Here is a 24,766-nt window from a genome sequence, read left to right as displayed (position 1 = left end):
CTTACTTGTCTGCTAAGACCGCTACGCCTGGAAGTTCTTTTCCTTCCATGAATTCGAGCGAAGCGCCTCCGCCTGTTGAAATATGTGTCATCGCTTCCGCTACACCTGCTTTTTCCACAGCGGCTACTGAGTCTCCACCACCAATGATAGTCGTGCCGTTCACTTCTTTCAGCGCGCGAGCGATTGCATTTGTTCCTTCTGCAAATGTATCCATCTCGAATACACCCATCGGTCCGTTCCAGACTACGGTTTTAGATTCAAGGACAGCATTCTTGTACAATTCAATCGTTTTTGGCCCAATATCAAGCGCCTGCCAGCCCTCAGGAATGGAGTCTACTTCCACTACCTTTGTCTCGGCATCGTTCGCGAACTTGTCCGCAACCACTACATCAACCGGAATGAGGAAACGTACGCCCTTTTGCTCAGCTTTTTCCATAAACGATTTGGCTAGCTCCACTTTTTCTTCTTCAAGCAAAGAATTACCCACATCGTATCCTTTTGCTTTAATGAACGTATTGGAAAGACCGCCACCTACAATTAAATTATCCACTTTCTCCAATAAGTTTTCAATAACGCCAATTTTATCCTTTACCTTAGCTCCGCCAATAATGGCGGTAAGTGGACGATCCGATTGAGAGATGGCTGTGCCCAGGAATTCGATCTCCTTCTCCATCAGAAAACCTGCAACTCCTTCAATATGACGGGCCACACCTGCGGTCGATGCATGGGCGCGGTGTGCCGTACCGAATGCATCGTTTACAAAAAGGTCTGCCAGCGACGCGAACTGCTTGGCCAGTTCTTCATCGTTCTTCTCTTCGCCCGGATGGAAACGAACATTCTCCAGCAGCATAACTTCCCCGTCATGCAGCTTCTCGGCCTCTATTTTTACCTCGTCACTGTATACGTCGTTCATTTTCTTTACCTGCTGGCCGAGAAGCTGGGAAAGACGATCCGCGACCGCATCTAGTCTCAACTCTTCTACGACCTGGCCTTTCGGACGGCCAAGATGGCTAGACATGATAACACGTGCGCCATTCTGCATGAGGTATTCGATAGTTGCAAGCGCCGCACGGATGCGTGTATCATCCGTAATACGCCCTTCCTCCATCGGTACGTTGAAGTCGAAGCGGCAGAATACACGTTTTCCTTTTACATCAACATCGCGAACAGACTTCTTGTTCATAACAGATAACCCTCCTATATCTCATGAAAACTTCATTCCTCTTCTACATCATAAGAACAGGTTTAGAATTAGAAATCAATACGGCTACGCCTTATTTCTAAAATTCCGACCATAGACCATGCAAGAAAAAAAGGGGGGACTATATGCTCGTTCCCTCCCCTTTTTTATCGTATAAGAAAGTATCGCTTGAAAACGCGCGAGGCGTGTGCCAAACGTTGCTTTTTTCCCTGTGGAGCACATGACACAGCGGGCGAAAAAGACCGACAACTGTCTCCCTCATCTGAGATACCCAGATGTTTTGTCGGTCCGCTTGAAGTGACACAAAGCGGCCGTTTGGCTTCTGTGTGGGAAAAGGACGAGCGGCAACGCCCGCGAATTTTTCTTATAACCGTATTTATTTTAGCTGTTATGCGCCTTTATTTGCAACATAATTTGTCTAATCTACCACACTTTTTCTTGTTTACAACCCTTTTTTGACGACATAATCGATTAAATCTACCACACGATTTGAATATCCCCACTCATTGTCATACCATGATACGACTTTAACCATGTTATCCTCAATAACCATTGTGGATAATGCATCAATAGTGGAAGAATGCGGATCTCCGTTATAATCACGGGATACAAGCGGCTCTTCGGAATAGCCGAGAATTCCCTTTAACTCGTTCTCAGCTGCATGCTTCAACGCCTGATTAATCTCCTCTGCCGATACATTTTTATCCAACTCTGCTACCAGATCCACTACCGATACGTTCGGTGTAGGCACGCGCATGGCAAAGCCGTTTAGTTTTCCTTTCAACTCCGGCAATACTAAAGCAACTGCACGAGCGGCACCAGTGGAAGTAGGAATGATAGACATGCCTGCTGCACGTGCACGACGCAGGTCTTTATGTGGCAGGTCAAGAATTTGCTGGTCATTCGTATACGCATGTACCGTTGTCATCAAACCACGACGAATACCGAATTTCTCTTGCAATACTTTTGCGAACGGGGCCAGACAGTTCGTTGTGCAGGATGCATTCGAGATAACATGGTGGTTGGCCGGATCATATTTGTCTTCATTCACGCCAAGTACAATCGTAATGTCTTCATTTTTCGCAGGAGCTGAAATGATGACTTTTTTCGCACCCGCCTCCAGGTGTTTTGCCGCATCTTCGCGTTTGGTAAAACGGCCCGTTGATTCTACGACAACGTCTACACCCCACTCTTTCCACGGAAGGTTAGCTGGATCACGCTCGGCGGCCACTTTGATTCTCCGGTCTCCGACAACAATCGTATCCCCTTCTACATGCACATCTTCATGATACGTACCATGTACGGAATCGTATTTGAAAAGATGGGCCAATGTTTCTGCATCAGTTAAATCATTAATACCTACAACTTCCACTTTTGGATTCTGCAAAGCCACCCGCACTACGTTACGTCCAATACGGCCAAAACCGTTAATCGCAATCTTCGTCATAATTCATCCTCCTCTTTATGTTTACAAAGCGTTTTATAAAGTCAACGCTTATTCTCTACTTTCCAGTAAGGCAAACATCTCCCGCACAGCCGCCTCATCGGTGACCAGTACATAATTGTCGCGATTTCGAATATAAGACAAAATCGCCCTTGCCTTACTCTTACCACCAGCAATCGCAAGTATCGTATCAAGCGTATGAACATGTTCCATCTGCATACCTACAGTATTCATGCGGTAGACCATCTCGCCTACGTCGTTGAAGTAATAGCCGAAAACCTCGGAGACAGCATTCTTCTCTTTTAGTATGTGAACAATGCCCTCACTCAAACCGCGCCTATGTGACATTTCTTCTGCGTCGCCAATTCCATGTACAAGCACCCTGGCCCGCTGGATCAAATCCAACACCCCAGAAATTCCAGGATCTCGCTGAATATTACGCAACGTTTCTTCCTCTAAAATATCAGGGAGATGTAGCAGACGATGAGCAGCCTCCATGTTACGAGCCATACGGGCGGTAACTGTATTGGATTCGAGATCCACTTCTTCACCTAGCGCTCCACGTGCCGGGACCAACGTTATATGGATTGCTTCCATCGGTTGAACATGTTGGGCCATACGGGCCACGGAGCTTCCTCCAGCGACCGCAATCACCATATCGCCGGTCAATATACGAGACATCTCTCCTGCAGCCTGCCTTGCCATATCATCCTTTGTCCATTCGCTCTCATCTGCATCACCTGGTACAATAAGGACTTTTCGTACGGAAAGTCGGCTGGCTGCCTCCGTTTCCAGTAGACTTATTCCGCCTACCTCTTTCCAAAACGGATGAAACGCTTCAATCATATTTTCTCCATCCTGTGTAACAAACATCCCGGCGCGGTTAGAATCAATTAGCTGTTGCTCGCGCAAAAACTCAACTTCTCGCCGAATAATCCTCTCCGTGCTCTGCATTACTTCTGCAAGCACGCGTCGGCCAACCGGCTGCAATAAGCGAATTTGACGCAGCACCTTATACCGGTTTTCGATGATGGTAACAACCTCAGGAGCCATTCGTTGAAGCAATGAGGTCCAGTTTGATCCGGTCAACGTCCTCACCTTTCACGGGACAAAAAACGTCCCTATTAGTTATTTTACGTCCCATTAGTTACATAAAAGGATGCCTGTGTGAATCACAGGCATTTCATTGTCGATATTTACTATATCAAATTTTTCTGCTTTTTTCAAGCGAGCGAATTGGAACGCAGCTCTAATTCGCGACGTAGCCACAATTCTGTGACTTTGGAGACGAATACTTTCTCCCCATCAATATAAATCACAGGAATTAGATGTCCGTATGCTTCCTCCAAAGACAGGTCCTGTGCAATGTCTATCATTTCTATTTCAATTGGGTAGTCCTTTGCCGTCCGTTCAACTTTTTCTTTCGCTTTGTCGCATAATCCGCATCCTTCTCTTGTATAGATCGTAATGCGAAACGGCTTACGTTGTATTTCCATACATCTTTCCTTTCATAAGAGTGCGTTTTGCGCCAAAAAACACACTATTCTAATTAAAAGCGCTTCCGTTTTGACGAAGAGTCAATGTTCATTTCTTCCCGGTATTTCGCCACTGTACGGCGAGAGATTTCGATACCTTCTTTAATGAGCAAATCCGTTATCTTCTGATCTGAGAGGGGCTTCTTCTTATCTTCCGCGTCCACCATTGCTTTAATTTTCTCTTTAATGGTTACTACAGAAGAAGCTTCTCCACCATCAGCCCGGTTCAATCCGGTTGTAAAGAAATACTTCAGTTCAAACAATCCGCGTGGTGTCTGTACGTATTTGTTGCTAGTCGCCCGACTAATTGTAGATTCATGCAGATCGACCTTCTCGGCAATATCTCGCAGCGTCATCGGCTTCAAGCCAGCGGTCCCTTTCTCGAAAAAGCTTTGTTGTTCTTCTACAATCGCTTGCGTAACTTTATATAATGTCATCCGACGCTGTTCAATGCTGCGAATAAGCCAAAGCGCGGAATTAAGTTTATCCTGGATATAACGTTGAGCAGAGTCAGCTTCGTTCTTCTGCAGCATTTGTTGATAAAACCGATTAATAGTCAAATTTGGCATGCTGCCTTCATTAACCATAACAACATATTCGTTCTCCACTTTCTCCACGGTAACGTCCGGTACAATATAGCGAGGCGTTCCCTGCGCGAACTCAGCACCCGGCCGCGGGTTCAATGTGCGTAGATAGTCAGCTGCCTGCTGTACCTCCTGCGGCGTAGCATTTAAAGAAGTGGCGATTTTCTGATAGCGTTTCTCCGCCAGATCCTCCAAATGGTATTCCACAATAGCAATTGCCAGTGTATGCTCCTCCGGCTCATCTCTTAACTGAAGCAGAAGACATTCTGCAAGTGAACGAGCGCCTACTCCGACAGGATCTAATGCTTGCAAAAGCCAGATCATCTCTTCAATTTTTTCGGTATCCGTATTCAGTATATCTGCCGCTTCCGTCTCTGTAATTGTCAAGTAACCGTTTTCATTGAGGTTTCCAATAAGGAAGTTCAGAATGCGCTTTTCAAGTGGCGTCACATTCTTCAGCATGGACACCTGCTCTAGAAGATGCTCCTCTAATGTCGTTCCTCCTGCGGAGATGAAATTAAATGGATCGTAATCCTGAGCTGGTGTGCTCCCCCGCTGATAATACGTCTCATCCCCCGTAGCATTGGCTCGAATGTAATCTTTCCAGTCAATATCGTTTTGCTTATTTGTCTCTTTTTGCAGAGTCGAGTCCACGGATGCCATCTCTCGTGTCGTTTTCTCGGACAAGTCGAGAATCGGATTCTCAGTGGCTTGCTGACGGAGAAAATCTAGCAAATCGACGGCAGAATATTGGAGAATGGTTATTGCCTGTCGCAATTCAGGTGTCATGACTAACTTCAACGTCTGCTGCTGGTATAAACCGAACCCCATTTGCATCGGGCATCACCTTCTTTTCTGTAAAACTTTTTTTCTCTTAGCTTTATTATATAACAATTCACAATAAATTTCGCTAGCAAATATCCTGCCAATTACAAAAAATGATACATAGGAGATATTTACTCTCTTTTTTCTCTGCATATTATGGGACTTTTGCTGTTCCATAACATAGAAACAAAAAAGAGCAGAAACGTCTGGACGCTTCCGCTCTTCTATATCCATTTTATAATTCGTCTCACTCCCGTTCTATGGCTTTGTTGATGCGCCGGGCTACACGATCCTTTGCCTTTCCATATCCTTCTTGCACTTCGCCCTTCACTTTATCAACTTTGCCTTCAAGACGTGTACTTTCGTCGTTTGTTATCTCGCCCCATTGCTTTTTCGCTTCACCTTTAACCTGATTCCATTTGCCTTTTATCTTGTCGTCGTTCATACCGTATCTCTCCTCTGTTCAAGTTTTGAAAGTTCGAGATTGTATAAACCAGGTACCTGATAGAAATGTATTACCCTTTACATAGTAGCCTGAAACGAACGATTGCGGGCACAGGGGCGATCGCACCCTTCTTGCTGACAAGCCATCATCTGCTCAAGCGTACATTCCAGATGGCTGACAGAACGTTTCGCGAACACAATCGGTACATTCCGCTTCTTGGCGTCTGCTTTGACCCGCTTGGCCAGATTGTGGTTTATGTAATCCGTAAACACGATGACTCCCTTAACCAACTGCGGTAGCGAATAATTCTGATCCTTCTTCTTTCTTCCCGATACGTGAATTAGCTTCCCATCCAGCTTCTCTTCCAGCAACGTGTTAATATTTCCTAGCCTATCCGCGCCAATCACTACGTACGCCACAATATGTCCCTCCTTTATGTGTCGCCCTTTTATTTTCCTGTCCTTATCTTATCCTATTTGATAAAGATTATCAATATCATTTATGTTAAATTTATTTCAATATAAAGGAATAAAACCCAATCATCGGTCTATTCACTTTTTCAAACGATACGCTCGAAAGAAAGTGGATGGCGCTTTCTTCCTTTATGGTGACACCTACTTTCTTGCTCTACTAAAAAAGAGACGGCGCATCTGCCGTCTCCTTCTTTCCTTAGTTTATATTTATTCTCAAAGGTGTTCTTTAAAAAATTTAGCCGTTACATCAAGCGCTTCAAGAAATTCTGCTGTGTCCTCCTTATGCGGATGCACCATATTAAATGTATGGCCTGCTCCGTCAACCCAGTAAAGAACAGCCTGCTTTGCATGCTCTTTTAGGCTTTCTGCGCCTTTAACAAGCCGGGCGAAATCTTCCCGTCCCTGTACGATAAGCAAGGGGACATCCATCTGCGCTACGCAATTGAGCAAATCATACTGCCTCGCGTTAACATCCATATCATCAAAAACAATCTTTTCAATCGGCATCTTTTGTCCCGTTCGCCCATTTATCACATAACCTGTACCTTCTTCTTCCGCCTGCTTGCGTACATCGCCACCGAAAATGTCTACATGTGCAATACCGTTCCAGGTTACCGCCGCACGCAGGATCTCCGGATAAGAAGAAGCATATAGAAGGGTGTCACCGCCGCCTTTGCTATGGCCCATCATTCCGATGCGATATGGATCCATACGTTCCGCGAGCGGCAAACCGTTACGCTTAATCTGCTGCACAAGAAAATCAAGATCGCCCAGTTCTTGCTGATATGTGTTACGGCCAAATCTCTCGAGTTCAGTGAAGTTCTCCAGGTCTTCCCCAATTCCGTTGCCGGAAAAGTTGAAAGTAATAGCGACAAACCCCTGCCCCGCCAAATATTCTCCAATGCGCGGAAACATGCCCCAATCCTTAAAGCCCTTAAATCCATGGCAAACAATCACGACGGGTTTTCGGCTGTATTCCTGTGTGTCGTCTTTAATAAAAATATCGCCGCGAATCGTCAATCCTTCTTCTCTTACTAATGAAAACGATTGTTTCAAGAAAATCCCCTCGCGTTCGGTTTGTAATTTAAGCGAAGTGATCTGGGGTAATCTCCGGGTTGCTATAGTCAAGCAGCGCCCTCGCTTCCCGGATGTCAAGTACATGCCGGTTATATACGATGGATTGCCGCCCTTCCTCGCATGTTTGAAATACAAAAGCCCGGCTTTTTAACGTATAAAGAATGTGCCCTACGGCGCATACGGTTTCCCCATCCAAATCGCTGTACTTTAATTGTACCATTTTTCCGATATATTCATCATATTGCATCATAGTCATGACTCCTTTCGCGTTGATAAATACATAGCTATGCCGAATTTTGTTTATTATTACACACTTTTTTATATTATGCTTCCCTTTCGACAAAGGTTCCGGTAAAGTCACATAAGTCGACAAACCGCTCAATTATAGGGCAGGCTTCGCTCGTAAAATACAGAATATCAAGGGTGTGTTCGAATATATGAAAAAAATGTGCAAGTTGCATATTGCGCGGCAAAACTTCGTTTACTGTGATTAATTTATGGGAAAAAAGCATATAACTGAAAAGAGTATAGTACGGAGGTTTTTATTTATTTGACCTTTTTTGACCTTTATTGTACTATATAGATACAAATACGAGAGGAGGAAATATCAGTGAACTTAATTCCCACAGTCATCGAACAAACGAATCGCGGTGAAAGAGCATACGATATCTATTCTCGTCTTCTAAAGGACCGCATTATTTTCCTCGGCACAGGCATTAATGACCAGGTGGCCAATAGCGTGGTAGCCCAGCTCTTGTTCCTGGCGGCCGAAGACCCTGATAAAGACATCAGTCTGTACATCAATAGCCCCGGAGGTTCGATTACCTCGGGTATGGCCATCTATGACACTATGCAGTTCATCAAACCGGATGTATCAACAATTTGTGTAGGTATGGCCGCTTCAATGGGCGCATTCCTCCTAACAGCCGGCGCGCCCGGAAAACGCTATGCACTTCCGAACAGTGAAGTTATGATTCACCAACCGCTCGGCGGCGCACAGGGGCAAGCGTCAGACATCCAAATCGCTGCCACTCGTATCTTGAAGATGCGCGATTCCTTGAATCGCATCATTGCCGAACGTTCCGGGCAACCACTCGAACGTGTAGAGAAAGATACGGACCGCGATTATTTCATGAGCGCGCAAGAGGCACAGGAATACGGCCTTATCGACCGCGTAATCGAAAGCCTGAGCAAAAAAGACCCTGACGTACTATAGTAAAACTTCCATTAAGAAATGAAAAAACCAGCAGAATCGACTGCTGGTTTTTTCTTATACTACTCTTCTCGCTGTACCATTTGTGCAAGGCTTTTTACAGCCTCTTCAGCGTCAGAGCCTTCGGCAATAATCGTAATTTCTACGCCGCTTCCGACAGCAAGACTCATTACGCCCATGATGCTTTTCGCATTTACCTTTTTGTTATCTCTTTCGATAAACACATCCGCTGCATAGCGATTCGCTTCCTGGACGAAAAAAGCAGCCGGCCGCGCTTGCAGACCAGTTCTTAAATTGACGACAACGCTTTCCTGCGCGTGCATGTATGCTTCCCCACCCTCTACAAACTGAATTTGTTTCATTATAACATGATTATAGGGATTAATCTTATGATTTTGCTTCATTTTCCCGCAATTTCGCGGCGATTTCATTAATTTTTCGCAAACGGTGATTAATACCGGATTTGCTTACCTTACCACTGGGTATCATCTCCCCCAATTCGGCCAGGTTCATATCCCGGTATTGAAGGCGAAGCTCGGCCACCTCACGAAGTCTATCCGGTAAATTGGATAGACCGAGATGCCTATCGATGAGCATGATATTTTCAATCTGCTGCATCGCCGCGGCCACCGTCTTATTAAGGTTAGCCATATCGCAGTTATTAAGACGATTGGCCGAGTTTTTCATTTCCTTAATAATGCGCACGTCTTCAAAGAAGAACAGCGCCTGATGAGCTTCGATAATCCGTAGGAATTCGGCAATTTTTTCGCCTTCCTTAATATACATAATATGCCCTTTTTTCCGCTCAATACATCGGGCATTTAAACTAAAACAATTTGCCAGGTTAACCAAATCTTCGCAATGCTCCTGATGAGAAGAGAAGATCTCCAAGTGATAGCTCGAGGCTTCCGGATGGTTTACCGATCCGCCTGCAAGAAACGCTCCCCGTAAATATGCACGCTTGCAGCAATCATTCTTCACGATATCGGAGGAAATACCGTAATAGAACGCTCCTTCCCTCATAATACCGAGCTCTTCGAGAATCTCCCTGGCTTTCTGCGGAATTCGAACAAGATATACATTATTCTTCTTCAATCTCATCTTCTTGCGAACAAGAAGCTCTGCATGAATCTTAAAGATCGCTTTGACAAGTGAATAGATGCGGCGTGCAATTGCCGCATTTTCTGTCGACACATCCAATACGAAGCGTTTTCCACCGAACTGCAAAGATCCGTTCATCCGGATGAGTGCCGTAAGCTCGGCTTTATCGCAGCAGGCGGACGCTTCCAATTGAGTCAGTTCTTTTTTTGTTTGTGCAGCAAAAGACATACCGCCACCACCTCATTCTTTCGCACCAATTACATTTATAATAATTTGACTCAGTTTAGAAGCATTATGGCGCAAGAATTCATCGTACACCAACAAATTATCGGCAATAATATGGTACCCTTTTGCAGACAATTTCTCTATAGAGTATGTTACAGGTTCCGAACCTTTCTGTGCGTATAGTGCCCGTACCTCCTCACTGATTTCCCCGCTATTAACAATGATATACTGGAACAGGGAATTGCCTACGTGATCGTGAATGGCTTGAATATGATCTTCAGCCGTATATCCATCCGTCTCGCCTGGCTGTGTCATTACATTACAGATGTATGCTTTGACTGCCCGGCTTTCCCTAATTGCCTGCACAATACCGGGCACAAGTAAATTAGGCAGTACGCTCGTATACAGACTACCGGGACCGATAAGAATCGCATCCGCTTCCGTAAGCGCTTCAATGGCTTCCGCAAGCGGTTCTACACCCTTATCAATAAACACTCGTTTAATCCGCTTGCCTGCCTTGGGGATAATAGACTCTCCGGACACAATTGTGCCATCCTGCATTTCTGCATGCAGCACAATGGAATGGTTCGCGGCGGGTAATACACGCCCACGAACCGCCAGTACCTTGCTAAGTTGTTCAATCGCTGTAACGAAATCACCATCACTAATCTCCGTCAGTGCTGCAATCAACAGGTTGCCAATAGAATGCCCGGCCAGCCCATTGCCATTGACGAAGCGATGTTGAAGCAAGCTCTCAAGTAACGGTTCGGTATCTGCAAGTGCGATTAAGACATTGCGCACATCTCCGGGAGGCGGCATTCTGAGTTCAGAGCGTAACCGCCCGGAACTTCCCCCATCATCCGCCACCGTTACAATTGCAGTTATGTCGATCGGCTGTTTTTTCAAGCCGCGGAGCAGAACAGATAGTCCCGTTCCTCCCCCTATTACCACCACACGGGGTTTTTCTATATTTCTTTTCATTCTACACCTCTATGAGCGGCCTCTCTCTATATCCCGATGCGTTATGCGAACGTTATATTGATCTTGATAACGCTGACCCAAATACTCAGCAATGGCCACAGAACGATGTTTGCCTCCGGTACAACCGATACCAATGACAAGCTGGGCCTTTCCTTCCTGTTGATAGTGAGGAAGCGTAAAATCAATAAAATCCGCAAGCTTGGTGAGAAATTCTTGCGATACGTCCCATTTGAATACATAATCGGATACTTCCGCTTCTTTCCCCGTTTTGGGTCGCAATGTTTCCACATAATGCGGATTGGGCAAAAAACGAACATCGAATACAAGATCGGCGTCAATTGGAATGCCGAATTTAAAGCCGAATGACTGAACGATGACGGTTAGATTTTGACTCATTTGGCTGAAAATCTGGCTTATTTTTTCTTTCAATAACACAGGCTTTAAATGCGTCGTATCAATGATTAGATTGGCAAGACCCTTGAGTTCTTCCAGCAAGCGGCGTTCCGCATGAATACCGTCAAGCGGCAAACCGTTCGGCGCAAGTGGATGATTACGGCGTGTCTCCTTATAACGCTGTACGAGCGTCTGATCACTGGCATCCAAAAAGATAATCTGATACGTTATATTCTCCATCTCATGAACGCGCTCAAGTGATTCAGCCAGTGCATCGAAGAATTCTCGCCCGCGTAAATCGATGACCAATGCTACCTTCTGAATGCGTCCTCCAGATTGGTCAATCAATTCCGCAAACTTCGGAATGAGAACCGGCGGCAGGTTATCCACACAAAAGAAGCCTAAATCCTCAAGTTTCTGAATGGCAACCGTCTTGCCCGCGCCGGACATGCCGGTAATAATCAGCAAGTTAATCTCATTCATTTGCTTTTCCATTATCTTATTCACTTCCTACCCAAAAAGATATCCCTTACGGCAAACTGGCTCTTTTCTTTATTAAAGCATATCCCGCTTCCTAATACAAAAAAAGAACGCAGACAGTGCTGTCTGCGCCAAAGGTTACTATTATAAAAGGGGTCAATTAATTATCTTTACTATACACCCTTCATATTTCAGTAATGTTACAACGCGATTAAAAGTTTATGACCTTTTATCCTGGTCCAATAGGTAGTAAAACCCTACTGATAGAAGTTTTATTTTATTGGGTAACTTTGGAGCTTTCTTCCTGGATTTTTTCGTTCAACTCTTCCACATAATGCTGAGCTGAAAGGGCTGCATCCGCTCCATCTCCTGTCGCAGTTACAACCTGGCGCAGCGTTTTCTCGCGCACATCACCTGCCGCGAAAATGCCTGGTACGCGCGTCGCCATACGCTCATCCGTTTCGATATATCCGGCAGCATTGGTAATGCCCAGGTTTTTCGCTGCTTGGGACAGAGGATCCATACCTACGTAGATGAAGGCGCCATCCGTCTTGAATTCTGTATCCTCGCCTGTTTTTCTATTGTGAAGCAGTACCGATTTTACGACACCTTCACCGCGGATCTCTTTGACTTCTGTATCCCAAATGAACTCCACTTTTTCATTTTCAAATGCGCGCTTTTGCAAGATTTTCTGTGCCCGCAATTCATCGCGCCGATGCACGATAGTAACTTTTGTGGCAAAGCGGGTCAGGAACACTCCTTCTTCGACTGCGGAATCTCCCCCACCGACAACAACCAGTTCTTTGCCCCGGAAAAATGCGCCATCACATACTGCACAGTAGGATACGCCACGGCCCGAGAATTCCTTCTCACCTGGGACGCCCAATTCACGATGCTCAGCTCCGGTAGTGATAATAACGGATTTCGCTTTGAACTCCTTATCACCTACTTTTACCTTCTTGTACGGATTCCCATCCACAATTTCTTTAATATCGCCATATTGGTACTCGGCTCCAAACTTTTTGGCATGCTCGAACATTTTTGTGGATAAATCCGGGCCAAGAATAGATTCAAAACCTGGATAATTCTCGATTTCTTCTGTGTTTGCCATCTGGCCACCTGGAATTCCCCGCTCGATCATTAACGTACTCATATTGGCACGAGATGTATACACAGCTGCCGTCATACCGGCCGGACCGGCACCTGCAATAATTACGTCGTAGATTTTTTCTTCGCTCATGTTACTACCTCCTAATCATACTATATCTTTACCTCAAAAGCAGAGGCTATACTCTGCTTGATTCAATTCATCGAAGAATTTCGATTTAATGTCTTTATGATAAATCGAAACGGTCAAATTGTCTACCTTTATATCCTATTCAATGTTTCAATATTGCATCGCAAAGTAAAAAACACATACGAAAGTGCTACATAACTATACTCAATTTATATATACACGAAGATACCCCGGTCTGTACCGGGGTATCCATTTTTTCATAGTACCATTCTTTTATTTCTCTTTACGAAGCTGGCAAACGGACGTGATCAGCTTACAATTACGGGCAAGCGATGCAACAGAGACTCCATAATGAGACGCTACTTCTTCCTGGGTAACAGAAAAATTATGGCGTCTTGCCACCATATATTCCAGAGAAGCCGCCCAAGCTTCCTGTTTACGGATTACAGGAACATCTGGATACGCTTTACTAAGATAGTCTAGCCATAATGCCTGTGCCTCTTGCTGTTTTAAAATATCGTAACGTTCCTGCATATGGCTATGCAGACATTCTACTACCTGTTGCCATTTTTCAGTCCAAATCGGAAGCTCTGGATTCAAATGAAAGGCAACAAATTGCGTCTGATTATCGATTATTGCCTGATAGGGCTCCGGTGCACCCATCTTACGCAAGGCGAAAATCGCCATCTTCTTCAAGTGATCATCTTCAGCAGGATTCACTAAAAAAGCACGTAAAGCCTCCTCAACTTCTTTATCTGCAATATACTCGAATGCTTGAATTACCTGCAGTTTTACCTCTCTATCCCCAAAGCGGAGCGCCCAGAGAAGGGAAGACCGTATCAGCGGGTTATTCTGCATAGCCTCATTAAGCTCATTCGCAGAACTACCTGCGATTTCAAAGGAAAGGTTTTCCTGAAGCGGAATCTGGTAATGGTAGGAAGCTTCCGCGAGCGCCTGTCCCCCCTCTTTCTGCAATGCAATCTGCTTTAAATAATAAGTGGCAACAGCTTCTGAAGGGTCGAGGCGTTCTACCTTACGCCAGAATGCTTCGGCGGCATCCCATCTCTGGGTATTGTAAGCTGCTACTGCAGCATAATGCAGCATATATAAATCGCCTTGTCCAGCCTGGGAAATCATTTTGCGGAAAAGGAAATAAGCGGCCTCATCTTCACCAAGAATACCGAGGGTAGTGGCTAGCTTATACGCAAGGTCAAAATGGTAAGGTACGATTTTCTTCAGGGTAATGAGTAATTCATTCAATTCATCCTGCTGTCGCAAGTGCGAATAAAAAACAGCCAGATTGCACAGACCGTGAATATTAGAAGGGTCTTCCTTCAATACTTGCTGTACAGTTTCCATCGCTTTCTCAAAACGGCCCATATAGTAATAACAAAGAGCAAGATTGTTTTGGGCAGCAATAAAATCGGGGTGTTCCTTCACTATCGTCTGTAAAAGTCGTGATGCTTCATTGAACTTACCTTCCTCAAGCAACCGACGGGCTCGATCATGCTGCAGAACAACTTCCACATCTTCTTCGTCTTCTGTTTCCCGTGGTGTAGTCTGCACATGAAACTCGATATAGTCAAGCAAATCCTCAGCTTCTTCGGCGTAGAATGGATTGGAAGCGTTTTGCAAATACCGAAGAACGTATTGCTCAGCCAACTCGAATTCCATCATGCTGGCATAATTGCTGGCCAGATAAAAATAACATTCATCTAACGAAGGGTCGACTTCCTCCAGTACATGCCAGAGAATTCGATTCGATTCTTCATATTTGCCGAGTTCAGCCAGTACGCCGGCCATGCTACAGTAATAATCAGGGTTGTTCGGCTCGAATTCAACCGCCTTGCGTAAATAACGCAGCGCTTTTTGAAAATTGAGCTTATCAAGATAGCGCATTGCCCGCTCATAATAGAAGTCCGCACCCATGTGAATCGGAACAATTTTGCTTTTCTTTTTTGGGGCGTATTGCTGCTTGGCCATATGTCCCTCCAATTTATCATCCTTATTGTTTAAGTATACCATATTCAAGAGAGCGTTCTCCACAGGACAGGCGCTCAGATTGAGCGACAACCAATTTGCTTATCCATACAAAAAAGCCGTTTCGCTAGCGAAACGGCTTTTCCATCCCATAAAAGGTAACTATATAGGATAAAGTTATGAGCCATACTGGACTCCGACGCACACGATGCGCTAGGTTCTGCGTTAGGCACAGGACGTGCCTGCTTTTAGCAGAACTTCCTCAAATTATAAGGTGAGAGTCCTCCTGCTTTACAAAAGAAAATAATGAGCCATACTGGACTCGAACCAGTGACACCCTGATTAAAAGTCAGGTGCTCTACCAACTGAGCTAATGGCTCGAACAGCTATAATTAGTTCGATACAAAAATGGCTGGGGTACCTGGATTCGAACCAGGGCATGACGGAGTCAAAGTCCGTTGCCTTACCGCTTGGCTATACCCCAATGTAAGTGGTGGAGGGGGACGGATTCGAACCGCCGAACCCTGAGGGAGCGGATTTACAGTCCGCCGCGTTTAGCCACTTCGCTACCCCTCCACATATATGAAAAATACTTCATTGAGATGTTCAACTGCTTTTGAACATAAGTGGTGGCTCGGGACGGAATCGAACCGCCGACACGAGGATTTTCAGTCCTCTGCTCTACCGACTGAGCTACCGAGCCGAAAATTTCCATAAAATAAAAATGCCGAAGTCAACGGGACTCCGACGCGCACGATGCGCTAGGTTCTGCGTTGCTCACAGGACGTGAGCGCTTATAGCAGAACTTCCTCCCGGATGAGAGGTCCGTTATACTGCAATCTAAAAATAAATAAGTGGCGGAGCCGACGGGACTCGAACCCGCGACCTCCGGAGTGACAGTCCAGCGTGAACTCCAACTTCACCACGGCTCCAAATATGGTATGGTTGCGGGGGCAGGACTTGAACCTGCGACCTTCGGGTTATGAGCCCGACGAGCTGCCAACTGCTCCACCCCGCGATAGTAAAAGGATAGGTTGATTCATCTATGGTGGAGGATGACGGGATCGAACCGCCGACCCTCTGCTTGTAAGGCAGATGCTCTCCCAGCTGAGCTAATCCTCCATGGTGACCCGTAGGGGATTCGAACCCCTGAATGCATGCGTGAAAGGCATGTGAGTTAAGCCGCTTCTCCAACGGGCCAGTAAAGCATTTCTCATTTTTAAAGAAAAGATGGCTCCGCAGGCCGGACTCGAACCAGCGACCGATCGGTTAACAGCCGATTGCTCTACCGACTGAGCTACTGCGGAACAAAATCAGTGGACAATTGATAATTAACAGTTGATAGTTATAAGAAACCATCCCTTAATCAATATCCATCATCCAAGGTGTTTGCACCTTGAAAACTGAATCAGAAGAACGTGCGCATGTGTTTGGTTAAGCCCTCGACCGATTAGTATTCGTCAGCTCCGCGTGTTGCCACGCTTCCACCCCGAACCTATCTACCTCATCATCTTTAAGGGGTCTTACCAGCTTATGCTGTGGGAAATCTCATCTTGAGGGGGGCTTCACGCTTAGATGCTTTCAGCGCTTATCCCGGCCGCACATAGCTACCCAGCTGTGCTCCTGGCGGAACAACTGGTGCACCAGCGGTGCGTCCATCCCGGTCCTCTCGTACTAAGGACAGCTCCTCTCAAATTTCCTGCGCCCACGACAGATAGGGACCGAACTGTCTCACGACGTTCTGAACCCAGCTCGCGTACCGCTTTAATGGGCGAACAGCCCAACCCTTGGAACCTACTTCAGCTCCAGGATGCGATGAGCCGACATCGAGGTGCCAAACCTCCCCGTCGATGTGGACTCTTGGGGGAGATAAGCCTGTTATCCCCAGGGTAGCTTTTATCCGTTGAGCGATGGCCCTTCCATGCGGAACCACCGGATCACTAAGCCCGACTTTCGTCCCTGCTCGACTTGTAGGTCTCGCAGTCAAGCTCCCTTGTGCCTTTACACTCTGCGAATGATTTCCAACCATTCTGAGGGAACCTTTGGGCGCCTCCGTTACCTTTTAGGAGGCGACCGCCCCAGTCAAACTGCCCGCCTGACACGGTCCTTCATCCCGGTGAGGGATGCAAGTGAGAAGGCCAGCATTGTCAGGGTGGTATCCCAAGGACGCCTCCACCGAACCTGACGGTCCGGCTTCAACGGCTCCCACCTATCCTGTACAAACAATACCAGCATTCAATATCAGGCTGCAGTAAAGCTCCATGGGGTCTTTCCGTCTTGTCGCGGGTAACCTGCATCTTCACAGGTAGTATGATTTCACCGAGTCTCTTGCCGAGACAGTGCCCAAGTCGTTACGCCTTTCGTGCGGGTCGGAACTTACCCGACAAGGAATTTCGCTACCTTAGGACCGTTATAGTTACGGCCGCCGTTTACTGGGGCTTCGGTTCAAAGCTTCGCACCGAAGGTGCTAACCTTTCCCCTTAACCTTCCAGCACCGGGCAGGCGTCAGCCCCTATACTTCGCCTTGCGGCTTCGCAGAGACCTGTGTTTTTGCTAAACAGTCGCTTGGGCCTTTTCACTGCGGCCCCCTCGCGCTTTGACACGCTACCGGGGCACCCCTTCTCCCGAAGTTACGGGGTCATTTTGCCGAGTTCCTTAGCAAGAGTTTTCTCGCGCGCCTTAGGATTCTCTCCTCGCCTACCTGTGTCGGTTTGCGGTACGGGTACCTCACTCCTCGCTAGAGGCTTTTCTTGGCAGTGTGAGATCAGGGACTTCGCTACTACAATTTCGCTCGCCATCACAGCCTGGCGTTACAGTGTACGGATTTGCCTATACACACGCCTCACTGCTTGGACAGACATATCCAACAGTCTGCTCACCCTACCCTCCTGCGTCCCCCCGTTGCTCAAACGGAGTGGAGGTAGTACAGGAATTTCCACCTGTTGTCCATCGCCTACGCTTTTCAGCCTCGGCTTAGGTCCCGACTAACCCTGGGAGGACGAGCCTTCCCCAGGAACCCTTAGGCTTTCGGCGGAGAGGATTCTCACCTCTCTTTTCGCTACTTACACCGGCATTCTCACTTCCTGCCGCTCCACCAGTCCTTCCGGTCTGACTTCACTGCTGCAGGAACGCTCCCCTACCACTGACACCGTTGGTGTCAATCCACAGCTTCGGTAGTACGCTTAGCCCCGTTACATTTTCCGCGCAGAGTCACTCGACCAGTGAGCTATTACGCACTCTTTAAATGGTGGCTGCTTCTAAGCCAACATCCTGGTTGTCTGGGCAACTCCACATCGTTTCCCACTTAGCGTACATTTAGGGACCTTAGCTGGTGATCTGGGCTGTTTCCCTTTTGACTACGGATCTTAGCACTCGCAGTCTGACTCCCGGACCTGCTGTATCCGGCATTCGGAGTTTGACTGAATTTGGTACCCCGCGAGGGGCCCGCATCCAATCAGTGCTCTACCTCCGGTACAGGAATCCGAGGCTAGCCCTAAAGCTATTTCGGGGAGAACCAGCTATCTCCGAGTTCGATTGGAATTTCTCCGCTACCCACACCTCATCCCCGCACTTTTCAACGTACGTGGGTTCGGGCCTCCAGTGCGTGTTACCGCACCTTCACCCTGGACATGGGTAGATCACACGGTTTCGGGTCTACGGCTACGTACTCATTCGCCCTATTCAGACTCGCTTTCGCTGCGGCTCCGTCTTCTCAGACTTAACCTTGCACGCAACCGTAACTCGCCGGTTCATTCTACAAAAGGCACGCCGTCACACATTGATTGTGCTCCGACTAATTGTAGGCACACGGTTTCAGGATCTCTTTCACTCCCCTCCCGGGGTGCTTTTCACCTTTCCCTCACGGTACTGGTTCACTATCGGTCGCCAGGTAGTATTTAGCCTTGGGAGATGGTCCTCCCGGATTCAGACGGGGTTTCACGTGTCCCGCCCTACTCAGGGTACGTCTCGGAGAGACGGTCATTTCAACTACAGGATTGTTACCTTCTCTGATGGGCCTTTCCAGACCGCTTCGTCTATGACCGTCTTTTGTAACTCCATGTGAGACGCCCTACAACCCCAGAAGGCGAACCTTCTGGTTTGGGCTTCTCCGCGTTCGCTCGCCGCTACTTACGGAATCACTGATTGTTTTCTTTTCCTCAGGGTACTTAGATGTTTCAGTTCCCCTGGTATGCCTCTCACTGCCCTATGGATTCAGGCAGGAGTACTATCCCATTACGGATAGTGGGTTTCCCCATTCGGACATCTCCGGATCAAAGCTCGCTTACAGCTCCCCGAAGCGTTTCGTCGTTCGCCACGTCCTTCGTCGGCTCCTGGCGCCAAGGCATCCACCGTGTGCCCTTTGTAGCTTAACCATCAAAGGGTTATCACCTTATTAGAGAATGTTCAAAAAATCCGGGAAACAGCGCTTTGAATTTCTGCGTTGCGTTGTCCCTCCGCTGCTCACGTAGTCTTACCTACGCTCCGCTGCTCGGGTCTGCCGCGCCTTGAACTTCACGGCTCTGTTTGTCCTCGTTTTTGAACACGCTTTATTACAATTTGGATCTTCCTAATTGCGCATTGTTCTTCTGTATCCAGTTTTCAAAGTGCAACGTGTAACAGCAACCCGTAAGGGTTACCGGCCTGGCGACGTCCTACTCTCCCAGGGCGTTGCCACCCAAGTACCATCGGCGCTGAAGGACTTAACTTCTGTGTTCGGGATGGGAACAGGTGTGACCCCTTCGCCATCGCCACCAGACACTAAATAACGGATGAATTCATTTTTCTTCGCAGGTTTTTCTTGCGAAGATGCCGATTCTGAAGGTCTGAAAAAGTTACTTCAGAAAAAGCCTTCATCCTACTATAAAATTGTTGAAGGAAGTTCCTTCAAAACTGAACAATAAACAAACGAAGTGTGAAGTCTCCATAGAAAGGAGGTGATCCATCCGCACCTTCCGGTACGGATACCTTGTTACGACTTCACCCCAATCATCTGCCCCACCTTCGGCGGCTGGCTCCTTGCGGTTACCTCACCGACTTCGGGTGTTGCAAACTCTCGTGGTGTGACGGGCGGTGTGTACAAGACCCGGGAACGTATTCACCGCGGCATGCTGATCCGCGATTACTAGCGATTCCGGCTTCATGCAGGCGAGTTGCAGCCTGCAATCCGAACTGAGAATGGTTTTAAGGGATTCGCGCACTCTCGCGAGTTGGCTGCCCGTTGTTCCATCCATTGTAGCACGTGTGTAGCCCAGGACATAAGGGGCATGATGATTTGACGTCATCCCCACCTTCCTCCGTCTTGTCGACGGCAGTCTCCCTAGAGTGCCCAACTAAATGCTGGCAACTAAGGACAAGGGTTGCGCTCGTTGCGGGACTTAACCCAACATCTCACGACACGAGCTGACGACAACCATGCACCACCTGTCACCGCTGCTCCGAAGAGAGCTCCTATCTCTAGGAGGGTCAGCGGGATGTCAAGCCCTGGTAAGGTTCTTCGCGTTGCTTCGAATTAAACCACATGCTCCACCGCTTGTGCGGGTCCCCGTCAATTCCTTTGAGTTTCAGCCTTGCGGCCGTACTCCCCAGGCGGAGTGCTTATTGCGTTAGCTGCGGCACTGAGGATTGGTCACCCCCAACACCTAGCACTCAACGTTTACGGCGTGGACTACCAGGGTATCTAATCCTGTTCGCTCCCCACGCTTTCGCGCCTCAGCGTCAGTTACAGGCCAGAGAGCCGCCTTCGCCACGGGTGTTCCTCCACATCTCTACGCATTTCACCGCTACACGTGGAATTCCGCTCTCCTCTCCTGCACTCAAGCTTCCCAGTTTCAAGTGGCCCTCCACGGTTGAGCCGTGGGCTTTCACACCTGACTTAAGAAGCCGCCTGCGCGCGCTTTACGCCCAATAATTCCGGACAACGCTTGCCCCCTACGTATTACCGCGGCTGCTGGCACGTAGTTAGCCGGGGCTTTCTCGTTAGGTACCGTCAGACCGGGAGGTCATCCCGGCGGTTCTTCCCTAACAACAGAACTTTACGATCCGAAAACCTTCATCGTTCACGCGGCGTTGCTCCGTCAGACTTTCGTCCATTGCGGAAGATTCCCTACTGCTGCCTCCCGTAGGAGTCTGGGCCGTGTCTCAGTCCCAGTGTGGCCGATCACCCTCTCAGGTCGGCTACGCATCGTCGCCTTGGTAGGCCGTTACCCCACCAACTAGCTAATGCGCCGCAGGCCCATCTGTACGTGACCAAAAGTCTTTCCCTTTCAGACCATGCGGTCTGAAAGAAGTATCCGGTATTAGCTCCGGTTTCCCGGAGTTATCCCAGTCGTACAGGCAGGTTGCCTACGTGTTACTCACCCGTCCGCCGCTAACCGCCGAAGAGCAAGCTCTTCATTGGTCCGCTCGACTTGCATGTATTAGGCACGCCGCCAGCGTTCGTCCTGAGCCAGGATCAAACTCTCCAATAAAGTTGAGAATGTGATGCCCACGGATGGGCAAACATCGGCATTGCAACAGGAAGTTGCGACGTTAGCCGATGATCCTTTATAGCTCTGAAGCTAGCTTGCTTACTAAATCGAAAAGAAATCTTTTCGGGCCCCGCGAAAGTATTCGGTATTCGCTACAAAGCGACTCGTCACTTTCGTGGGTAATTTTTATATACTCGCACACATTCGAGTGTTACTGTTCAGTTTTCAAGGAACTTGTTTTTTGCGTTGCGCCGTGTTTCATTCGGCGACTTTTATATCTTATAACATTCCGAAACAATTTGCAAGCACTTTTTTTAAAAAAGTTTATCAAGCATTTTTGTTGGAACTTCGTTGTTATTCGACAGCGATAGTTAATAATTTATCATGTATATAAACATAAAGCAATACTTTTTTTCAAGGGTGTTGATTATCCAGCACTAGCCAGAGTGGATAGCCACCACACCGTGTCCCAAACGGGTGTCGGTTCGTCTCCCGCACGGAAGCATAGAGGACCGCTTTCTGCCCTCGCCAGCGGGACCGCAAAACATCCGGGCAAACACGAAGAGGGAGACAAAAGCCCTTGTTTGTGTCCCGTTGTGGTAGTCTTTTCCTCTCTGAACAATCAACATCCTTGGTATCCATAGATGGATAGAAAAGAATGACGCGTACTGCGTACATCTTATCCCTTCCAATTCTATGTATAATCAACAAGTGTGACTTTTTTTCATAAAACTAAAATTTTCTTTTGTTATTTATACAATACATTATAGAAGATATATACCGGGCTAAGAAGTACAAGCAACACAATTGCCTTAAACTGTGCTGCTTGTTTCCTCTGCTTTATTAATAATGCAAATCATTTGTCCCGCCTTAATGAGCAGTAATCCTCCCACCACTGCGTGAAGTTTCACTTTATTTCACATGCCGTTTTTCTAGTTCTTGAAGCACTGCATCAAACGGCAGTTTTTGCTCCCGTAATAGCACAAGCAAGTGAAAAAGTAAATCGGCCGTTTCATAACGCAATTCATCATGACTACGATTTTTCGCCGCGATAATTACTTCGCTCGCCTCTTCGCCCACTTTCTTGAGGATTTTATCCACACCCTCTGTAAACAAGTAGGTCGTATACGAACCCTCAGGCATTTCTACTTCGCGTTTAGCAATAAGTGCTTCTAAGCGATTGAAGATCTCAAAGCGATTCTGCACTTCCTCATTGTTCGCCGATGGATTACCAGAAATACTATCTTTTCCTTCTTCTAACAACGAATCTGCAAAGCAGGAGTATACATTTTTATGACAGGCCGGCCCGGTCGGAATCACTTTGACAATGAGCGCATCGCTATCGCAATCATATAGAATGTCGATGACTTGTTGCACATTGCCCGACGTTGCGCCTTTGTGCCAGAGCTCCTGACGGGAGCGGCTCCAAAACCACGTCTCACGCGTCTCCAGCGTCTTAGCCAGCGACTCCTCATTCATATATGCCAAAGTAAGCACTTCCTTACTCTGTGCATCCTGTACGATCGCTGATATTAAGCCATTCTCATCAAATTTGATCTTCTCCCTCTCCATTTATACCGTCTCCTCTATCATACGTATCTCGATTTTACGCTCATACAGATACTGTTTCACTTCTTTAATGGACGTCTCTTTATAATGAAAAATCGAAGCCGCCAACGCTGCATCCGCTTTTCCTTCCATAAAAGCATCGTAGAAATGCTCCTTCGCTCCGGCGCCACCGGATGCAATGACCGGAATACGAACAGCTTCGGAAACCGCCTGGGTGAGCGCAAGCGCAAAACCGTTTTTCTGTCCGTCGCTGTCCATGCTCGTTAACAGAATTTCTCCGGCTCCCAACTTTTCCACTTGTCTGGCCCAATCCACTGCATCTATTCCGGTAGCCTGACGACCACCATGCGTATATACTTCCCAACCATTACCGTTCTCACGTGCTTTGGCATCAATGGCTACCACGATACATTGACTGCCGAATACTTCAGCGCCTTCTTTCACTAATTCCGGACGCTTGACGGCTGCAGTATTAACGGACACTTTGTCGGCACCTGCCCGCAGAATACGGCGCATATCCTCTACCGCATTGATGCCGCCTCCTACCGTAAATGGAATCGTTACATTGGCGGCCGTATTCTCAACCACTTCAACCATTGTTTCCCGTCCTTCATGCGAAGCCGAAATATCGAGGAATACCAGCTCATCTGCGCCTTCTTCGCTATAGCGTTTCGCCAATTCAACAGGATCGCCTGCATCACGCAAATTTACGAAACTTACGCCTTTTACTACTCTGCCTTCTTTGACGTCCAGACAAGGGATGATTCGTTTAGCCAACATATCAGACACCCTCCTGGATTCGTTTCAACACTTGCGGCAGTTTCACTCGATCAGTGTATAGCGCTTTTCCGACAATGGCTCCACCGACACCGTCGCCTGCATACCGGGACAGCTCTAGCAAATCCTGCTCCACACTTACGCCGCCGGATGCGATGACATTTTTTGCGGTTGCGCGCGCCAGCTGTACAATAGCTTCTGTATTTGGTCCTTCCAGCGTACCGTCGCGTGAAATATCCGTATAGATAAATGTCTCTGCTCCCTTAGCAATTAACGCTTTAGCCAATTCTTCCGCGGTTACCTCAGATGTTTCCAGCCATCCGTGCGTCGCTACATAGCCATCCCTCGCATCAATACCGATTGCAACTTTATCGCCGTATGCATCCAGTACCTTTTCGGTAAAAGGCTGATCCTGAATCGCCGCCGTACCGAGAATAATACGACTTACCCCACCTTCGATATATCGGTTAATATCTTCCATACGTCGCAAGCCACCACCGATTTGCACAGGAACATCTAGCGTTCGGGCAATTTCGAGTACGATTTCGTCATTCACCGGCTGTCCAGCTTTCGCTCCGTCCAAATCGACAAGGTGAATCCATTCTGCTCCTTGAGATGCCCATTGTTTTGCCATCTCTGTCGGCGAATCGCCATATACCGTCTCTTGGTTATAGTCTCCCTGTAGCAGGCGCACGCATTTGCCCCCGCGAATATCAATCGCCGGATAAATAATGAAACTCATCTCTCTACTCCCTCTCC

At 47.4% G+C, this 24,766-nt stretch carries 20 protein-coding genes, 9 tRNA genes and 3 rRNA genes; 1 reads left to right on the top strand and 31 read right to left on the bottom strand.

Going from position 1 to position 24,766, the window contains the following annotated elements; all coding sequences use genetic code 11:
- Nucleotide 1 precedes the first annotated feature (1 nt).
- The 9 genes from AF333_RS03515 to AF333_RS03470 form a co-directional block, all read right to left on the bottom strand.
- On the bottom strand, nucleotides 2-1,183 hold the full coding sequence (locus AF333_RS03515) for a phosphoglycerate kinase (protein WP_043068446.1): 1,182 nt from the start codon (nucleotides 1,181-1,183) through the stop codon (nucleotides 2-4).
- Between the two features lie 460 nt (nucleotides 1,184-1,643).
- On the bottom strand, nucleotides 1,644-2,651 hold the full coding sequence (gene gap, locus AF333_RS03510; RefSeq protein WP_139188959.1) for a type I glyceraldehyde-3-phosphate dehydrogenase: 1,008 nt from the start codon (nucleotides 2,649-2,651) through the stop codon (nucleotides 1,644-1,646).
- A 45-nt stretch (nucleotides 2,652-2,696) separates the two neighbouring features.
- The gene (locus AF333_RS03505; protein WP_052812366.1) at nucleotides 2,697-3,734 is read right to left on the bottom strand and encodes a sugar-binding transcriptional regulator; all 1,038 of its coding nucleotides are present in this window, start codon (nucleotides 3,732-3,734) and stop codon (nucleotides 2,697-2,699) included.
- Nucleotides 3,735-3,868: 134 nt separating this feature from the next.
- Entirely contained in the window at nucleotides 3,869-4,141 is a 273-nt protein-coding gene (locus AF333_RS03500; protein ID WP_043068444.1) for a glutaredoxin family protein, read from the bottom strand.
- 53 nt (nucleotides 4,142-4,194) lie between these two features.
- Complete coding sequence (rpoN, locus tag AF333_RS03495; protein ID WP_043068443.1) at nucleotides 4,195-5,601, bottom strand: RNA polymerase factor sigma-54; 1,407 nt, start codon at nucleotides 5,599-5,601, stop codon at nucleotides 4,195-4,197.
- Nucleotides 5,602-5,836: 235 nt separating this feature from the next.
- Nucleotides 5,837-6,034, bottom strand: coding sequence for a CsbD family protein (locus AF333_RS03485; RefSeq protein WP_043068441.1), 198 nt, complete (start codon nucleotides 6,032-6,034; stop codon nucleotides 5,837-5,839).
- A gap of 77 nt (nucleotides 6,035-6,111) precedes the next feature.
- Complete coding sequence (locus AF333_RS03480) at nucleotides 6,112-6,453, bottom strand: DUF2325 domain-containing protein (protein WP_158502529.1); 342 nt, start codon at nucleotides 6,451-6,453, stop codon at nucleotides 6,112-6,114.
- A gap of 267 nt (nucleotides 6,454-6,720) precedes the next feature.
- Complete coding sequence (locus AF333_RS03475; protein WP_043068439.1) at nucleotides 6,721-7,563, bottom strand: alpha/beta hydrolase family protein; 843 nt, start codon at nucleotides 7,561-7,563, stop codon at nucleotides 6,721-6,723.
- A 28-nt stretch (nucleotides 7,564-7,591) separates the two neighbouring features.
- Nucleotides 7,592-7,834 (bottom strand): hypothetical protein, encoded by a 243-nt coding sequence (locus AF333_RS03470; protein ID WP_043068438.1) that lies wholly within the window; start codon nucleotides 7,832-7,834, stop codon nucleotides 7,592-7,594.
- A gap of 354 nt (nucleotides 7,835-8,188) precedes the next feature.
- Between AF333_RS03470 and clpP the strand changes: the two genes are divergently transcribed.
- Nucleotides 8,189-8,800 carry an ATP-dependent Clp endopeptidase proteolytic subunit ClpP gene (gene clpP, locus AF333_RS03465; protein WP_040304059.1) on the top strand — a complete coding sequence of 204 codons (612 nt, stop codon included), beginning with the start codon at nucleotides 8,189-8,191 and terminating at the stop codon, nucleotides 8,798-8,800.
- Between the two features lie 59 nt (nucleotides 8,801-8,859).
- Here clpP and AF333_RS03460 read toward each other — a convergent pair whose 3' ends face one another.
- The 22 genes from AF333_RS03460 to hisA all read right to left on the bottom strand — a co-directional run bounded on the left by AF333_RS03460 (nucleotide 8,860) and on the right by hisA (nucleotide 24,749).
- Complete coding sequence (locus AF333_RS03460; RefSeq protein WP_235496041.1) at nucleotides 8,860-9,159, bottom strand: HPr family phosphocarrier protein; 300 nt, start codon at nucleotides 9,157-9,159, stop codon at nucleotides 8,860-8,862.
- Between the two features lie 25 nt (nucleotides 9,160-9,184).
- A complete protein-coding gene (whiA, locus tag AF333_RS03455) occupies nucleotides 9,185-10,126 on the bottom strand; it encodes a DNA-binding protein WhiA (RefSeq protein ID WP_043068437.1) in 942 nt (313 codons plus the stop codon).
- Nucleotides 10,127-10,138: 12 nt separating this feature from the next.
- Entirely contained in the window at nucleotides 10,139-11,104 is a 966-nt protein-coding gene (locus AF333_RS03450; RefSeq protein WP_043068436.1) for a gluconeogenesis factor YvcK family protein, read from the bottom strand.
- A gap of 9 nt (nucleotides 11,105-11,113) precedes the next feature.
- Nucleotides 11,114-11,992 carry an RNase adapter RapZ gene (rapZ, locus tag AF333_RS03445; RefSeq protein ID WP_043068435.1) on the bottom strand — a complete coding sequence of 293 codons (879 nt, stop codon included), beginning with the start codon at nucleotides 11,990-11,992 and terminating at the stop codon, nucleotides 11,114-11,116.
- A gap of 262 nt (nucleotides 11,993-12,254) precedes the next feature.
- Nucleotides 12,255-13,217 (bottom strand): thioredoxin-disulfide reductase, encoded by a 963-nt coding sequence (gene trxB / locus AF333_RS03440; RefSeq protein ID WP_043068434.1) that lies wholly within the window; start codon nucleotides 13,215-13,217, stop codon nucleotides 12,255-12,257.
- A 270-nt stretch (nucleotides 13,218-13,487) separates the two neighbouring features.
- Nucleotides 13,488-15,197: a tetratricopeptide repeat protein gene (locus AF333_RS03435; protein WP_043068550.1), complete on the bottom strand. Its 1,710-nt coding sequence runs from the start codon at nucleotides 15,195-15,197 to the stop codon at nucleotides 13,488-13,490.
- A 304-nt stretch (nucleotides 15,198-15,501) separates the two neighbouring features.
- Nucleotides 15,502-15,574: transfer RNA gene (locus AF333_RS03430), tRNA-Lys, on the bottom strand.
- A gap of 29 nt (nucleotides 15,575-15,603) precedes the next feature.
- Nucleotides 15,604-15,678: transfer RNA gene (locus tag AF333_RS03425), tRNA-Gln, on the bottom strand.
- A gap of 7 nt (nucleotides 15,679-15,685) precedes the next feature.
- Nucleotides 15,686-15,770 (bottom strand) — tRNA-Tyr (locus AF333_RS03420).
- Nucleotides 15,771-15,821: 51 nt separating this feature from the next.
- Nucleotides 15,822-15,897, bottom strand: a tRNA-Phe gene (locus AF333_RS03415).
- A 152-nt stretch (nucleotides 15,898-16,049) separates the two neighbouring features.
- Nucleotides 16,050-16,126: transfer RNA gene (locus tag AF333_RS03410), tRNA-Asp, on the bottom strand.
- A gap of 10 nt (nucleotides 16,127-16,136) precedes the next feature.
- A tRNA-Met gene (locus tag AF333_RS03405) sits at nucleotides 16,137-16,212 on the bottom strand.
- Nucleotides 16,213-16,240: 28 nt separating this feature from the next.
- A tRNA-Val gene (locus AF333_RS03400) sits at nucleotides 16,241-16,316 on the bottom strand.
- Nucleotide 16,317: 1 nt separating this feature from the next.
- Nucleotides 16,318-16,394, bottom strand: a tRNA-Glu gene (locus AF333_RS03395).
- A gap of 31 nt (nucleotides 16,395-16,425) precedes the next feature.
- Nucleotides 16,426-16,501: transfer RNA gene (locus AF333_RS03390), tRNA-Asn, on the bottom strand.
- Between the two features lie 123 nt (nucleotides 16,502-16,624).
- Nucleotides 16,625-19,567: ribosomal RNA gene (locus AF333_RS03385) — 23S ribosomal RNA — on the bottom strand.
- A gap of 266 nt (nucleotides 19,568-19,833) precedes the next feature.
- Nucleotides 19,834-19,950 (bottom strand): 5S ribosomal RNA (gene rrf / locus AF333_RS03380).
- Nucleotides 19,951-20,121: 171 nt separating this feature from the next.
- Nucleotides 20,122-21,661, bottom strand: a 16S ribosomal RNA gene (locus AF333_RS03375).
- The 16S, 23S and 5S rRNA genes sit together here with 9 tRNA genes alongside, the layout of an rRNA operon.
- Before the next feature lie 414 nt (nucleotides 21,662-22,075).
- A complete protein-coding gene (locus AF333_RS32585) occupies nucleotides 22,076-22,339 on the bottom strand; it encodes a hypothetical protein (RefSeq protein WP_139188879.1) in 264 nt (87 codons plus the stop codon).
- 234 nt (nucleotides 22,340-22,573) lie between these two features.
- Complete coding sequence (gene hisIE, locus AF333_RS03370; RefSeq protein WP_043067715.1) at nucleotides 22,574-23,233, bottom strand: bifunctional phosphoribosyl-AMP cyclohydrolase/phosphoribosyl-ATP diphosphatase HisIE; 660 nt, start codon at nucleotides 23,231-23,233, stop codon at nucleotides 22,574-22,576.
- Nucleotides 23,234-24,010, bottom strand: a complete 777-nt coding sequence (hisF, locus tag AF333_RS03365) for an imidazole glycerol phosphate synthase subunit HisF (RefSeq protein WP_043067714.1) — start codon at nucleotides 24,008-24,010, stop codon at nucleotides 23,234-23,236.
- A gap of 1 nt (nucleotide 24,011) precedes the next feature.
- Entirely contained in the window at nucleotides 24,012-24,749 is a 738-nt protein-coding gene (gene hisA / locus AF333_RS03360) for a 1-(5-phosphoribosyl)-5-[(5-phosphoribosylamino)methylideneamino]imidazole-4-carboxamide isomerase (protein ID WP_043067713.1), read from the bottom strand.
- Nucleotides 24,750-24,766: the final 17 nt, after the last annotated feature.

It is taken from the genome of Aneurinibacillus migulanus (genome assembly GCF_001274715.1).
GTDB lineage: Bacteria > Bacillota > Bacilli > Aneurinibacillales > Aneurinibacillaceae > Aneurinibacillus > Aneurinibacillus migulanus.
This window is presented reverse-complemented; position numbering and strand designations above follow the sequence as displayed.